We start from the raw sequence: 13,202 nt of genomic DNA on the forward strand, positions 1-13,202 counted from the left end.
TTTCCGATGAAGCTACGCGGTCTGTACGCGATCACCGACAGCCAGCTGCTCGCCGGCCGTTTCCTGTCCCACGTCGAGGCAGCCCTTGAAGGCGGCGTGTGCCTGCTGCAATACCGTGACAAAAGCGACGATGCCGCCCGCCGCCTGCGCGAAGCAGAGGCGCTGAAGCAGCTCTGCGAGCGCTACGGCACCCAGCTGATCATCAACGACGATGCCGAACTAGCCGCGCGCCTGGGCGTCGGCGTGCACCTGGGCCAAACCGATGGCCCACTGACACCCGCCCGCGCCCTGCTGGGCCGCCATGCCATCATCGGCTCGACCTGCCACGCCCAGCTCGACCTGGCCAGACAAGCGGCCAACGAAGGCGCCAGCTATGTGGCCTTCGGGCGCTTCTTCAACTCGGTGACCAAGCCCGGTGCGCCGGCCGCCAGCGTAGAGCTGCTGGAACAGGCCCGTGCCCAGGTCAAGCTACCGATCGCCGTGATCGGCGGAATCACCCTCGACAACGCCGCCCCGCTGGTCGCCCATGGTGCAGACCTGCTGGCGGTGATCCATGGCTTGTTCGGTGCCGACAGCGCGCAGGAAGTTACCCGCCGCGCCCGCGCCTTCAACGCCCTGTTCGCTTCCTGATTTCGAGAGATAACTCCATGTCCCGTTCCGAATCCCTGTTCGCCCAAGCCCAGAAGCACATCCCCGGCGGCGTCAACTCGCCGGTCCGTGCCTTCAAGAGCGTCGGCGGCACGCCACTGTTCTTCAAGCACGCCGAAGGCGCCTACGTGGTTGACGAGGACGACAAGCGCTACGTCGACTATGTCGGCTCCTGGGGCCCGATGATCCTCGGCCACGGCCACCCGGACGTACTCGAATCGGTACGCAAGCAGCTCGAACACGGCCTGTCCTATGGCGCACCGACCGCCATGGAAACCGAAATGGCCGACCTGGTCTGCTCGATCGTGCCGTCCATGGAAATGGTGCGCATGGTCAGCTCGGGCACCGAAGCGACCATGAGCGCCATTCGTCTGGCCCGTGGTTACACTGGCCGCGACGCCATCATCAAGTTCGAGGGCTGCTACCATGGCCACTCCGACAGCCTGCTGGTCAAGGCCGGCTCTGGTTTGCTGACTCAGGGCGTGCCTAGCTCCGCCGGCGTCCCGGCGGACTTCGCCAAGCACACCCTGACCCTGCCGTTCAACGATATCGCTGCGGTGGAGAAGACCCTTTCCGAAGTCGGTCAGACCGTCGCCTGCATCATCGTCGAGCCGGTGGCCGGCAACATGAACTGCGTACCACCGGCTCCAGGCTTCCTCGAAGGCCTGCGTGAGCAGTGCGACAAGCACGGCGTGGTGTTGATCTTCGACGAAGTGATGACCGGTTTCCGCGTCTCCCTCGGTGGCGCACAGGGCCATTACGGCATCAAGCCGGACCTGTCGACCTTCGGCAAGATCGTCGGTGGCGGCATGCCCGTCGGCTGCTTCGGTGGCAAACGCGAAATCATGGGCTGCATCGCCCCGCTGGGCCCTGTCTACCAGGCGGGCACGCTGTCGGGTAACCCACTGGCCATGGCGGCCGGCCTGACCACCCTGAAACTGATCAGCCGCCCGGGCTTCCACGATGAACTGAGCGCCTTCACCAGCCGCATGCTCGATGGCCTGCAGCAGCGCGCCGATGCTGCCAGCATTCCGTTCGTCACGACCCAGGCGGGGGCCATGTTCGGCCTGTACTTCAGTGGCGCCGACGACATCGTCACCTTCGACGACGTGATGGCCAGCGACGCCGAGCGCTTCAAGCGCTTCTTCCACCTGATGCTCGAAGGTGGCGTATACCTGGCCCCAAGCGCGTTCGAGGCCGGCTTCACCTCGATCGCCCACGGCGAGAAAGAGCTGCAGATCACCCTGGATGCGGCCGAGCGCGCTTTCGCCAAGCTCAAGTAAGCTCCCTGATCGCCGGCCGCCGGCTCCTGCAGGTACTTCACAGGCCTGGTAACCTGTGCAATACCTGTGGGGGCGGGTAATAAAAGAGCCTGCAACACCCACTGACTTCCCCAACCAAACAGAAATTCGCGTAAAACTTTGTAAGGTTGGCGCTGCTTATCCCATAATGTGCCACCAGAGACATTGGCCGTAGCTTTGCAGAGGTAAGTCGATCCCCATGAACCGCACCGGCCGCGCCCTGACCATGGGCTGCCTGTTGCTTCTTCAGCCCCTGCTGGCCCTGGCGGAGGGCGGTAACTCGTTGCTGATTCCAGCGACGGGCCGCTGCACTTTGAACGTTCAGCCAGAAGACCTGCACAATGCCTTGAAGGCCTGTGAGCAGACGGCGGCGACCGGGGACGCCCAAGCGCAGTTCGAACTGGGCGAGTATTACTACACGCAAACGCCAAAGGACCTGAAAAAGGCCCTGGACTGGTTCGAGAAAGCTTCGCTGCAAGGTCACGCCGAAGCCCAATACCGCCTGGGCGCCATGTTCTTCCATGGCGAAGGGGTCAAGGCCAATAACGTGCAGGCCTACATCCTGCTGAAGATGGCCGCGGTCAACGGTGCCGAGGATGCACTGGACATGGCCGATGAAGTGACCGAGCAGATGCCCCGTGACGAGCTGGAGCATGCCACCCAGGTGCTCGGCCAGATCTTCCGCAAGTACCTGCTTGAACTACAGAACGCCGAAGGGCGCACGCCGTTCTCGCCACTTCCCTGAAACGCCTTACTTCTCCGGCATCGGCATCGGGAATGGCATTACATTGCCACCCCCCTTGGCTTCGCTGATCTTGGCCGTTCCCAGACGCTCCACTTCGTCGATACGCACGATCGAGTGCATCGGCACGAAGCTGCGGATCACCCCTTCGAACTGGTTCTTGAGCTTCTCTTCGCTCGGGTCGACCACCACTTGGGTGCGCTCGCCGAAGACAAACTCCTCGATTTCGAGAAAGCCCCACAGATCGCTCTGGTAGATCTGCTTGGCATACATTTCGAAGACCTGGCCCTGATTCAGGAAAATGACTTTATAGATGGCGGGTTCGCGTTTGCTCATGTTTGCGGAGATAACACATGCGTAAGAAAAGGCGGGCATCATAGCAGAGAGGCAGATCGATCTGTGCCGCCGGTTCCAGCCAGCACGAGTCCCGCACTTCCGGCCGGAGCCGGCTCGCCGGCGACAAGGCCGGAACGGGCAGTACATAGCTTGTGCCAACCCTTGATCGTTTCAGTGCTTTCGCCACTGCCATCGAAGGGTTATTCTTGAGATCACATTCATTGCCGTCGAGCGGCTAAAAAACGACCTTGAACGCACCCATAGAACCCCATCGTTTCATCCTCGAACCTTTCGAGGCCCACCGTTTCGCCAACCTGTGCGGCCAGTTCGACGAGCACCTGCGCCTGATCGAACAACGCCTGGCCATCGAAATCCGCAACCGCGGCAACCAATTCGAGCTGATCGGCGAACCCAAGACGACCTCCGCTGCCGAGCAACTGCTGCGACGTCTCTATCGCGAGGCCAAATCCTCCGACCTGTCGCCGGAAACCGTCCACCTGTACCTGCAGGAGTCCACGGTCGAGAACATCGACAACCCGGCGGTCAATGAGGTGAGCGTTTCGTTGCGTACACGCAAGGGCAACATTCGCCCGCGCGGGGTCAACCAGCAGCGCTACGTCAAGGAAATCCTGGCCAACGACATCAACTTCGGCATCGGCCCGGCCGGTACCGGCAAGACCTACCTGGCCGTGGCCTGCGCCGTGGACGCCCTGGAACGCGAGCAAGTGCGTCGCATCCTGCTGGTGCGTCCGGCCGTCGAGGCCGGCGAGAAGCTCGGTTTTCTGCCAGGCGACCTTGCGCAGAAGATCGACCCGTACCTGCGCCCGCTCTACGACGCGCTCTACGAGATGCTGGGCTTCGAGCATGTGGCCAAGCTCATCGAGCGCCAGGTGATCGAGATCGCCCCCCTCGCCTACATGCGTGGCCGCACACTGAACAACAGCTTCATCATCCTCGACGAGAGCCAGAACACCACGCTCGAACAGATGAAGATGTTCCTCACCCGAATCGGCTTCGGCTCGACGGCGGTGATCACCGGTGACATCACCCAGGTCGACCTGCCACGCGGCACCAAGTCGGGCCTGGCCCACGTCATCGAGGTGCTCAAGGACGTTCCGGGCATCAGCTTTACCCACTTCCAACCCAAAGACGTGGTTCGTCACCCACTGGTGCAGCGCATCGTCGAAGCTTACGACCGTTTCGACGCCCGTCAGGCAAAACCCGAGGTTCCCGGCAAAGATGCTTGAACTCGACCTGCAACGGGCCACGGACGCTGCCGCCCCGGATGACGCCGCCTTCCGCCGCTGGTGCGAACTGGCCTTGCGCCAGCGCAGCGCCGACTCGGAAATGACCATTCGCCTGGTCGACGAAACCGAAGGCCGCGAACTCAACCACACCTACCGGCACAAGGACTACGCAACCAATGTGTTGTCGTTCCCAGCCGACGTGCCGGACGACCTGCTGGATATCCCGCTACTGGGCGACCTGGTCATTTGCGTGCCAGTGGTCGAGCGCGAGGCCGCCGAACAGGGCAAGTCCCTGGAGGCTCACTGGGCGCACCTGGTCATCCACGGCTGCCTGCACCTGCTCGGCTATGACCACATCGAAGACGATGAGGCCGAGGAAATGGAAGCGCTGGAACGGGAATTGCTGGCAGAACTGGGTCACCCCGACCCATATGCCGACGATGAAAACGAATCAATCACACACTGATACTGCAAGGATCACGAGAACCGCCATGAGCGAAGATCGATCGAGCAACGGGCAGAAGTCCTGGCTGGGTAAACTGACCCAGGCTTTTGCCCATGAGCCGAAAAACCGCCAGGAGCTCCTCGAGCTGCTGCGTGAAGCCCATCAGAACAAGCTGCTCGACAGCGAAGCGCTGACCATCGTCGAAGGTGCCATCCAGGTCGCGGACCTGCAGGTGCGCGACATCATGGTGCCACGCTCGCAGATGATCAGCATCAAGGCTACCCAGTCGCCACGTGAGTTCCTGCCTGCGGTGATCGACGCCGCCCACTCGCGCTATCCGGTGATCGGCGAAAGCCATGACGATGTGCTCGGGATCTTGCTGGCCAAGGACCTGCTGCCGCTGATCCTCAAAGAGAACGGCGACAGTTTCAACATCAAGGACCTGCTGCGCCCCGCCACCTTCGTGCCGGAATCCAAGCGCCTGAACGTGCTGCTGCGTGAATTCCGCGCCAATCACAACCACATGGCCATCGTCATCGACGAATATGGTGGTGTGGCGGGCCTGGTGACCATCGAGGACGTGCTCGAGCAGATCGTCGGCGACATCGAAGACGAACACGATGTCGAGGAAGACAGCTACATCAAGCCACTGCCAAGCGGCGACTTTCTGGTCAAGGCACTGACACCGATCGACAACTTCAACGAGTTCTTCGACAGCGAGTTCTCGGACGACGAGTTCGACACGGTCGGCGGCCTGGTGATGAGCGCCTTTGGCCACCTGCCAAAGCGCAACGAGACTACCGAGATCGGTTCCTACAGATTCCGTATTCTCAACGCCGATAGCCGGCGGATACACTTGCTGCGCCTGACACCGATCACCCGCTAAGGACAAACATGCGTTGGATCACCCGCCCCGGCTGGCCCGGTAACCTGCTGGCCATGGCGGCCGGCGCCTCCACTCTCCTGGCCTTGGCGCCATTCGACATCTGGCCGCTGGCCCTGGTGTCCATCGCCCTGCTCTACCTCGGCCTGCGCGAGCTCAGCCCGCGCCAGGCCATGGGCCGCGGTTGGTGCTTCGGCTTCGGCCTGTACGGTGCCGGCACCTGGTGGATCTACGTCAGCATGAACACCTATGGCGGTGCTTCTCCGCTGCTGGCGACTCTGCTGCTGCTGGCGTTCTTCGCGGCGCTTGCCTGGTTCTTCGCCTTGCCCACATGGCTGTGGGCGCGCTGGCTACGGCGCAATGAAGCGCCCCTGGCCGATGCGTTGTGCTTTGCTGCGCTGTGGTTGTTGCAAGAGGCCTTCCGAGGCTGGTTCCTGACCGGTTTCCCGTGGCTATACGCAGGCTATAGCCAGCTGGACGGTCCGCTGGCCGGGCTTGCCCCGCTGGGTGGCGTGTGGCTGGTGTCCTTCGTTCTGGCCATGAGCGCTGCGCTGCTGTGCAACCTGCCGCGTCTGCGGGCACGCCCGTCATTCCTGGCGGTCGGCATCGTGCTGCTGCTGGCACCCTGGGGCCTGGGCCTTGCGCTCAAGGGCCACGCCTGGACCACCCCGGTCGGCGACCCGCTCAAGGTCGCTGCCGTGCAAGGCAACGTCGAGCAGGACCTGAAGTGGGACCCCGCCCATATCGACGCACAGCTGGCGCTGTACCGCGACATGAGCTTCACCTCCAAGCCCGTGGACCTGCTGGTCTGGCCAGAGACAGCCGTACCGGTGCTCAAGGACCAGGCGCAGGGCTACATCGACGTGATGGGGCGTTTTGCCGCCGAGCGGCATTCTGCGCTGATCACCGGCGTACCTGTGCGGCAAGTGGTGCACCACCAGCGCCGCTACTACAACGGTATCACCGTCACCGGTGAGGGCGATGGCACGTATCTGAAGCAAAAGCTGGTGCCGTTCGGCGAATACGTGCCACTGCAGGACATGCTTCGGGGGCTGATCGAGTTCTTCAACCTGCCAATGTCCGACTTCGCCCGGGGACCTGAAGACCAGCCGCTACTGCAAGCCAAGGGCTACCAGATTGCGCCGTACATCTGCTACGAAGTCGTTTACCCGGAATTCGCCGCCGGCCTGGCTGCCCGCAGCGACCTGTTGCTGACCATCAGCAACGACACCTGGTTCGGCACCTCGATCGGCCCGCTGCAGCATCTGCAGATGGCGCAGATGCGTGCCCTGGAAGCTGGCCGCTGGATGATCCGGGCCACCAACAACGGGGTCACCGCGCTGATCGACCCATTCGGCAAGATCACCGCGCAAATACCGCAATTCCAGCAGGCGATCCTGTATGGCGAGGTGGTGCCCATGCAGCAACTGACACCTTATCTGCAATGGCGCTCGTGGCCGCTGGCGATCGTCTGTGCGCTGTTGCTGGGTTGGGCGTTGGCAGCCGGGCGGATCGCGAAGACCGTTTGACGACACGGGACAGGCGAGGGCTGCAGCGCAGCCCTTTCGCGTCGCATGGCCGCGCCCATCCAAGAACTTCGGGGCTTGGAAACAACAGCCCTGGGCAAGAGCCGAGCGCGTGCGGGGCACTGCTGGAGCCGGTTTGCCGGTGAACGGCCATCTCAATAGAACAACCGATACCCTAGCAACCCCACCGCCTCATTGAGCAACTGCCCGCTTTGCCACACCGCCCGGCTCTCCGGCAGCAACCCGCCAAACGGCCGCGCATGATCACGCCCAAGAAATCCCATCGGCGCCACCACCACCTCGAAGCCCGCCTGCTCGAAGCTCCAGCGCGAGCGCTGCATGTGCCATGCCTGCGTCACCAGCACTACCCGGCGAATACCCAAAGGCTGAAGCAGCCGGGCGCTGAGCTGGGCATTCTCCCAGGTCGTACGGCTGGCTTCTTCCTTCCATTTGACGCCAACGGCAAAGTCCTCCTGCAACCGGTCGGCCATCAACTGCGCCTCACTCGGCGGCGTGCCGTAGTGCAAGCCGCCGCTGGTCAGCACCGGCAGGCCAGAGGCCTTGGCCAGACGCGCCGCAAAGCGCATGCGCTCCAGCGCCAAGGCGCTGGGCTGGTCGCCACCGCCCCAGGCCGGATCGCCCCGTTCACGCCCGGCCCCCAGTACCACGATGGCATCGGCCCGGCTCGCCAGGCCCGCCCATTCACCAACAGCCAGAGGCGGTTCGGTCTCCAGCAAACGCGCCGACTCCTGCACCACCGCAGGCAGGCTCATCAACCACAAGCCTCCGAGCCCGACAGCAAAGCACAACGCCGCTAGGCGCGGGCGCCTGGCACGCAGCCACCAGGCAGCCAGCAAGAGCAGGAACAGGATGCCGGGTGGCATCAACCATTGTTTGATGAAGAATCGAATCGGCATTGGCACACCTCCATGGAAGGCGTGCAGCCTAAGAGGATCGGCGTCGGGCAACAAGAGTGCGACCGACGCCGATCATAGGGTGTATATCGAAGCACCGGCGCACGATGGCCTGCGCCTTTAATCCTGAACGGCTAACGATTTGGCAGCGTCCTGGATCTTGCCGTGCCGGTGGAGCGTCGCTTGTCCTTGAGCCAGATGATCTTTGCCGAGGCCGGCTCCGCTTGCGGGTATGCGCCAACGCAGGCATTTCGGCGTTCCGGGAGCGACTCCAGGTAGGCCTTGATCACTTCGAACTCTGCATGGCTCAAGCCGCGCAGTTCCAGCTCGGCGGGCATCTCGTCGCGCAATCGTACCGAGGTCCTGGCAACTTCCAGCGCCAGCCCAAGACGGTCGATCAGGCGTTCGTAAAGCTCCGGTTTGATTGCGGGTAGCTGCGTCTCTCCCATCCGTTCACCTCATTGAAGATAAGAATATCTCCCCCCAACCATGAGCTTAGCGTCACTGTAAAAAGCAGCCGACCCCTGCGACCAGCGGACGTTCGCAATCAGGGTTTCCCACGATGTGCGGCGCTGCTGTATGCTACGGCGTTCACGCTCACGACACCGGAGTGCCGGACGCAGCGAGGTTCCGCTGCCTGGAACAAGGTCTCTTCTCTCTCAGCCAAAAGTAGCCATGCACGAACAATACACGCCCCGTGATATCGAAGCCGCCGCCCAGAAGTTCTGGGACGAGCAACAATCGTTCGCTGTTACCGAACAGCCAGGCAAAGACACCTACTATTGCCTATCGATGTTCCCGTACCCGAGCGGCAAGCTACACATGGGCCACGTTCGCAACTACACCATCGGCGACGTGATTGCCCGCTACCAGCGCATGCTGGGCAAGAACGTCCTGCAACCGATGGGCTGGGATGCTTTCGGCATGCCCGCGGAAAACGCCGCGATGAAGAACAACGTCGCGCCGGCCAAGTGGACGTACGAAAACATCGACTACATGAAGACCCAGCTCAAGAGCCTGGGCCTGGCCATCGACTGGGCACGTGAGGTCACCACCTGCAAACCCGACTACTATCGCTGGGAGCAGTGGCTGTTCACCCGCCTGTTCGAGAAAGGCATCATCTACCGCAAGAACGGTACCGTGAACTGGGACCCGGCTGACCAGACCGTACTGGCCAACGAACAGGTCATCGATGGCCGTGGCTGGCGTTCGGGCGCGCTGATCGAGAAGCGCGAAATCCCGATGTACTACTTCCGCATCACCGACTACGCCGACGAGCTGCTGGAAAGCCTCGACGAGCTGCCGGGCTGGCCTGAACAGGTCAAGACCATGCAACGCAACTGGATCGGCAAGTCGCGCGGCATGGAAGTGCAGTTCCCCTACGACCAGGCGAGCATCGGCCACGAAGGTACCCTGAAGGTCTTCACCACCCGTCCGGACACCCTGATGGGCGCCACCTATGTCGCCGTCGCCGCCGAGCACCCGCTGGCCACCCAGGCCGCCCAGGGCAACCCGGCGCTGCAGGCATTCATCGACGAATGCAAGAGCGGCAGCGTTGCCGAAGCCGACATGGCCACCCAGGAGAAGAAAGGCATGGCCACTTCCCTGCTGGTCGAGCACCCGCTGACCGGCGAGAAGCTGCCGGTCTGGGTCGCCAACTACGTGCTGATGCATTACGGCGACGGCGCTGTAATGGCTGTTCCAGCCCACGATGAGCGCGACTTCGAGTTCGCCCACAAGTACAACCTGCCAGTCAAGGCAGTGGTACGCACCAGCGCTGGCGACGAAGTCGGCAGCGAATGGCAGGCGGCCTATGGCGAACACGGCCAGCTGATCAACTCCGGCGAGTTCGACGGCCTGGACTTCGCGGGCGCATTCGACGCCATCGAAGCAGCCCTGATCCGCAAGGAGCTGGGCAAATCGCGCACTCAGTTCCGCCTGCGCGACTGGGGTATCAGCCGCCAGCGCTACTGGGGCTGCCCGATCCCGATCATCCACTGCCCATCCTGTGGCGACGTGCCAGTACCAGAAGACCAACTGCCGGTCGTCCTGCCGGAGAACGTGGTACCGGACGGCGCTGGTTCGCCGCTGGCGCGCATGCCCGAGTTCTATGCGTGCACCTGCCCGAAATGCGGCACCGCAGCGAAGCGCGAAACCGACACCATGGACACCTTCGTCGAGTCCTCCTGGTACTTCGCCCGCTACGCATCGCCCAACTACGACAAGGGCCTGGTCGACCCGAAAGCGGCCAACCATTGGCTGCCAGTCGATCAGTACATCGGCGGTATCGAGCACGCGATCCTGCACCTGCTGTACGCGCGCTTCTTCCACAAGCTGATGCGCGACGAAGGCCTGGTCACCTCCAACGAACCGTTCAAGAACCTGCTGACCCAAGGCATGGTGGTCGCCGAGACCTACTACCGCGTTGCCAGCAACGGCGGCAAGGACTGGTTCAACCCGGCCGACGTCGAAGTCGAGCGTGATGCCAAGGCCAAGATCATCGGCGCTCGCCTGAAGACCGATGGCCTGCCGGTTGAAATCGGCGGCACCGAGAAGATGTCGAAGTCGAAGAACAACGGCGTCGACCCGCAGTCGATGATCGAAGCCTACGGCGCCGACACCTGCCGCCTGTTCATGATGTTCGCCTCGCCGCCCGACATGAGCCTGGAGTGGTCCGACTCCGGCGTCGAAGGCGCAAGCCGCTTCCTGCGCCGTGTCTGGCGTCTGGCCCAGGCCCACGTTACCCAGGGTCTGCCGGGCAAGCTGGATGTCGCCGCCCTGGACGACGCGCAGAAGGTCATTCGCCGAGCCATCCACGCTGCGATCAAGCAGGCCAGCAATGATGTCGGCCAGTTCCACAAGTTCAACACCGCCATCGCCCAGGTGATGACCGTGATGAACGTACTGGAAAAAGCCCCGCAGGCCACCGAACAGGACCGCGCCCTGCTGCAGGAAGGCCTGGAAGCCGTGACCCTGCTGCTGGCCCCGATCACCCCGCACATCTCCCATGAGCTGTGGAAGGCACTGGGCCATGACCAGGCCGTGATCGACGCCAGCTGGCCAGTTGTCGATGAAAGCGCACTGGTGCAGGACACCGTGACCCTGGTCGTCCAGGTCAACGGCAAGCTGCGTGGCCAGGTGGAAATGCCGGCCGCCGCAAGCCGCGAGGAGATCGAAGCCGCAGCCCGCAGCAACGAGAACGTCCTGCGCTTCACCGACGGCCTGACCATCCGCAAGGTCATCGTGGTACCGGGCAAGCTGGTCAACATCGTCGCCAACTGATGGCAACGCCCGCCCGCAGCCTATGCGGGCGGGCGGAATCGGCTCACAAGGGAGCAACAACATGATCAAACGCAATCTGCTGGTAATAGGCCTGGCCGTCGTGCTCAGCGCCTGTGGTTTCCAGCTGCGCGGCACCGGTACCACCGAGCTGAGCGTCAAAGAGATGGACGTCAGCGCGCGCAACGCCTACGGCGAGACCGTGACCCAGCTGCGCGAAGTGCTGCAGCGCAGTGGCGTCAACGTTCACGCAGGCGCACCCTACCGCTTGGTGCTGACCAACGAGAAAGAAAGCCAGCGCGCCGCGACCTACAGCGGTGGCAACCGCTCGGCCGAATACGAGCTGACCACCGAGCTGGACTACAGCATCCTGGGCCTGAACAACCTCGAACTGCTCAGCGACAAGCTGGAAGTCCGCAAGATCTACATCCACGACGGTTCCAACATCACAGGTTCCGACCAGGAAGCCGAACAGGCCCGCACCGAGATGCGTCGCGACCTGGTGCAAGCCATGGTCGTGCGCCTGCAGATGCTGACGCCGACGCAGCTTGACCAGTTGCAGCAGGAAGCCGACGAACGCGCCAAGGCAGAAGCCGCCGCACTGGAGGCCGCTCGCCGCCAGCAGGCCGAGACGCCACAGCAATCGCCGCTGGAAGTTCCGGGCAACTAAGCCCGTGCGGGGCGCCCCAGGGTGCCCCGCCTGTTTCCCATGAAGCTCTCCCCCGCCCAACTCAACAAGCACCTGCAAGGTGCCCTGGCGCCGGTCTACGTGGTCAGCGGTGACGATCCGCTGCTGTGCCAGGAGGCCGCCGATGCCATCCGTACCGCAGCCCGTCAGCAAGGCTTCGACGAACGCCAGGTGTTCAGTGCCGACGCCAACTTCGACTGGGGCACCCTGCTCCAGGCGGGCGCCAGCCTCTCCCTGTTCGCCCAGCGCCGCCTGCTGGAGTTGCGCCTGCCCTCGGGCAAGCCCGGCGACAAGGGCGCCAGCGCGCTGATGGAGTACTGCGCCAAACCTGCCGAGGACACCCTGCTGCTGATCAGCCTGCCCAAGCTGGACGGCAGCGCGCAGAAGACCAAATGGGGCAAGGCGCTGATCGAAGGGCCCCACTGCCAGTTCATCCAGATCTGGCCGGTGGATACTCAGCAACTGCCACAGTGGATCAATCAGCGCCTGTCCCAGGCTGGCCTGTCGGCGCAGCGCGATGCCGTCGACCTGATCGCCGCACGGGTCGAGGGCAACCTGCTGGCCGCCGCCCAGGAAATCGAAAAGCTCAAACTGCTCGCCGAAGGCAACCAGATCACCGTCGAAACCGTGCAGGCGGCAGTTGCCGACAGCGCCCGCTTCGACGTATTCGGGTTGGTCGATGCCATTCTCAATGGCGAGGCAGCCCACGCCCTGCGCATGCTCGAAGGCCTGCGTGGCGAAGGTGTCGAGCCACCCGTGATCCTCTGGGCGCTGGCCCGCGAGTTGCGGTTGCTGGCGGGCCTGGCGCAGCAGTTCAGCCAAGGCGTGCCGCTGGACAAGGCCTTCAGCCAGGCGCGACCGCCCGTGTGGGACAAACGCCGCCCCTTGGTCAGCAAGGCCCTGCAGCGTCTCTCCGCGCAGCGTTGGGCGCAATTGCTGCAGGACGCCCAGCGTATCGATGCGCAGATCAAGGGCCAGGCCGAGGGCTCGCCATGGACGGGGCTTGCCAGGCTATCGCTGTTGATGGCCGGACAGCGTCTGGTCCTGCCCCCCGAATGAGCCTCTTGGCCGACACGCAGCTCCTGCACACCCGCCAGGTACCAGATTGCCGCGACGACGAACCACGGCGATAGGCCGCCGGACCATAAACACAATCAATTGGCCTCACCCTGCCCACAGGCCTACAGTGCGCC

Annotated in this window: 13 protein-coding genes; 10 read left to right on the forward strand and 3 right to left on the reverse strand. The window is 63.3% G+C overall.

The annotated features are described in order from the left end of the window. Positions 1-6: 6 nt before the first annotated feature. From thiE to C4Q26_RS08630, 3 genes are all read left to right on the forward strand, one after another. Positions 7-630, forward strand: coding sequence for a thiamine phosphate synthase (thiE, locus tag C4Q26_RS08620; protein ID WP_023378561.1), 624 nt, complete (start codon positions 7-9; stop codon positions 628-630). A gap of 17 nt (positions 631-647) precedes the next feature. Beyond that, positions 648-1,931, forward strand: coding sequence for a glutamate-1-semialdehyde 2,1-aminomutase (gene hemL, locus C4Q26_RS08625; RefSeq protein WP_023378560.1), 1,284 nt, complete (start codon positions 648-650; stop codon positions 1,929-1,931). 217 nt (positions 1,932-2,148) lie between these two features. Further along, positions 2,149-2,694, forward strand: a complete 546-nt coding sequence (locus tag C4Q26_RS08630) for a tetratricopeptide repeat protein (RefSeq protein WP_023378559.1) — start codon at positions 2,149-2,151, stop codon at positions 2,692-2,694. Between the two features lie 6 nt (positions 2,695-2,700). Here the strand turns inward: C4Q26_RS08630 and C4Q26_RS08635 are convergent, their stop codons facing one another. Further along, positions 2,701-3,027: a DUF1820 family protein gene (locus tag C4Q26_RS08635; protein WP_016393488.1), complete on the reverse strand. Its 327-nt coding sequence runs from the start codon at positions 3,025-3,027 to the stop codon at positions 2,701-2,703. Between the two features lie 248 nt (positions 3,028-3,275). On the opposite strand from C4Q26_RS08635, the gene C4Q26_RS08640 reads away from it, so the two are divergent. From C4Q26_RS08640 to lnt, 4 genes are read left to right on the forward strand one after another with little or no spacing between them, the layout of a single operon-like run. Continuing rightward, a complete protein-coding gene (locus tag C4Q26_RS08640) occupies positions 3,276-4,274 on the forward strand; it encodes a PhoH family protein (RefSeq protein WP_023378558.1) in 999 nt (332 codons plus the stop codon). Then, a complete protein-coding gene (ybeY, locus tag C4Q26_RS08645) occupies positions 4,267-4,740 on the forward strand; it encodes an rRNA maturation RNase YbeY (RefSeq protein ID WP_023378557.1) in 474 nt (157 codons plus the stop codon). Before C4Q26_RS08640 ends, ybeY begins: the two co-directional genes overlap by 8 nt. 25 nt (positions 4,741-4,765) lie before the next feature. After that, entirely contained in the window at positions 4,766-5,605 is an 840-nt protein-coding gene (locus tag C4Q26_RS08650; RefSeq protein ID WP_023378556.1) for an HlyC/CorC family transporter, read from the forward strand. Between the two features lie 8 nt (positions 5,606-5,613). Next, positions 5,614-7,131, forward strand: coding sequence for an apolipoprotein N-acyltransferase (lnt, locus tag C4Q26_RS08655; protein ID WP_023378555.1), 1,518 nt, complete (start codon positions 5,614-5,616; stop codon positions 7,129-7,131). Between the two features lie 152 nt (positions 7,132-7,283). Here the strand turns inward: lnt and C4Q26_RS08660 are convergent, their stop codons facing one another. Next, positions 7,284-8,045, reverse strand: a complete 762-nt coding sequence (locus tag C4Q26_RS08660) for a YdcF family protein (protein ID WP_027907992.1) — start codon at positions 8,043-8,045, stop codon at positions 7,284-7,286. A 131-nt stretch (positions 8,046-8,176) separates the two neighbouring features. Beyond that, a complete protein-coding gene (locus C4Q26_RS08665; protein WP_023378553.1) occupies positions 8,177-8,491 on the reverse strand; it encodes a hypothetical protein in 315 nt (104 codons plus the stop codon). 226 nt (positions 8,492-8,717) lie between these two features. On the opposite strand from C4Q26_RS08665, the gene leuS reads away from it, so the two are divergent. The 3 genes from leuS to holA all read left to right on the forward strand — a co-directional run bounded on the left by leuS (position 8,718) and on the right by holA (position 13,068). Further along, positions 8,718-11,324 (forward strand): leucine--tRNA ligase, encoded by a 2,607-nt coding sequence (gene leuS / locus C4Q26_RS08670; protein WP_023378552.1) that lies wholly within the window; start codon positions 8,718-8,720, stop codon positions 11,322-11,324. Positions 11,325-11,385: 61 nt separating this feature from the next. Continuing rightward, the gene (lptE, locus tag C4Q26_RS08675; RefSeq protein ID WP_023378551.1) at positions 11,386-11,991 is read left to right on the forward strand and encodes an LPS assembly lipoprotein LptE; all 606 of its coding nucleotides are present in this window, start codon (positions 11,386-11,388) and stop codon (positions 11,989-11,991) included. A gap of 39 nt (positions 11,992-12,030) precedes the next feature. After that, entirely contained in the window at positions 12,031-13,068 is a 1,038-nt protein-coding gene (holA, locus tag C4Q26_RS08680; protein WP_027907991.1) for a DNA polymerase III subunit delta, read from the forward strand. Positions 13,069-13,202 lie beyond the last annotated feature (134 nt).

The organism is Pseudomonas sp. SWI44, from assembly GCF_002947915.1.
GTDB lineage: Bacteria > Pseudomonadota > Gammaproteobacteria > Pseudomonadales > Pseudomonadaceae > Aquipseudomonas > Aquipseudomonas taiwanensis.

Bases quoted from the DNA above. Each gene is read 5' to 3' on its own strand.
- C4Q26_RS08665 (WP_023378553.1), bottom strand. From the start codon at position 8,491: ATGGGAGAGACGCAGCTACCCGCAATCAAACCGGAGCTTTACGAACGC.
- C4Q26_RS08660 (WP_027907992.1), bottom strand. From the start codon at position 8,045: ATGCCGATTCGATTCTTCATCAAACAATGGTTGATGCCACCCGGCATC.
- C4Q26_RS08630 (WP_023378559.1), top strand. From the start codon at position 2,149: ATGAACCGCACCGGCCGCGCCCTGACCATGGGCTGCCTGTTGCTTCTT.
- lnt (WP_023378555.1), top strand. From the start codon at position 5,614: ATGCGTTGGATCACCCGCCCCGGCTGGCCCGGTAACCTGCTGGCCATG.
- leuS (WP_023378552.1), top strand. From the start codon at position 8,718: ATGCACGAACAATACACGCCCCGTGATATCGAAGCCGCCGCCCAGAAG.
- hemL (WP_023378560.1), top strand. From the start codon at position 648: ATGTCCCGTTCCGAATCCCTGTTCGCCCAAGCCCAGAAGCACATCCCC.
- C4Q26_RS08635 (WP_016393488.1), bottom strand. From the start codon at position 3,027: ATGAGCAAACGCGAACCCGCCATCTATAAAGTCATTTTCCTGAATCAG.
- lptE (WP_023378551.1), top strand. From the start codon at position 11,386: ATGATCAAACGCAATCTGCTGGTAATAGGCCTGGCCGTCGTGCTCAGC.
- holA (WP_027907991.1), top strand. From the start codon at position 12,031: ATGAAGCTCTCCCCCGCCCAACTCAACAAGCACCTGCAAGGTGCCCTG.
- C4Q26_RS08650 (WP_023378556.1), top strand. From the start codon at position 4,766: ATGAGCGAAGATCGATCGAGCAACGGGCAGAAGTCCTGGCTGGGTAAA.
- ybeY (WP_023378557.1), top strand. From the start codon at position 4,267: ATGCTTGAACTCGACCTGCAACGGGCCACGGACGCTGCCGCCCCGGAT.
- thiE (WP_023378561.1), top strand. From the start codon at position 7: ATGAAGCTACGCGGTCTGTACGCGATCACCGACAGCCAGCTGCTCGCC.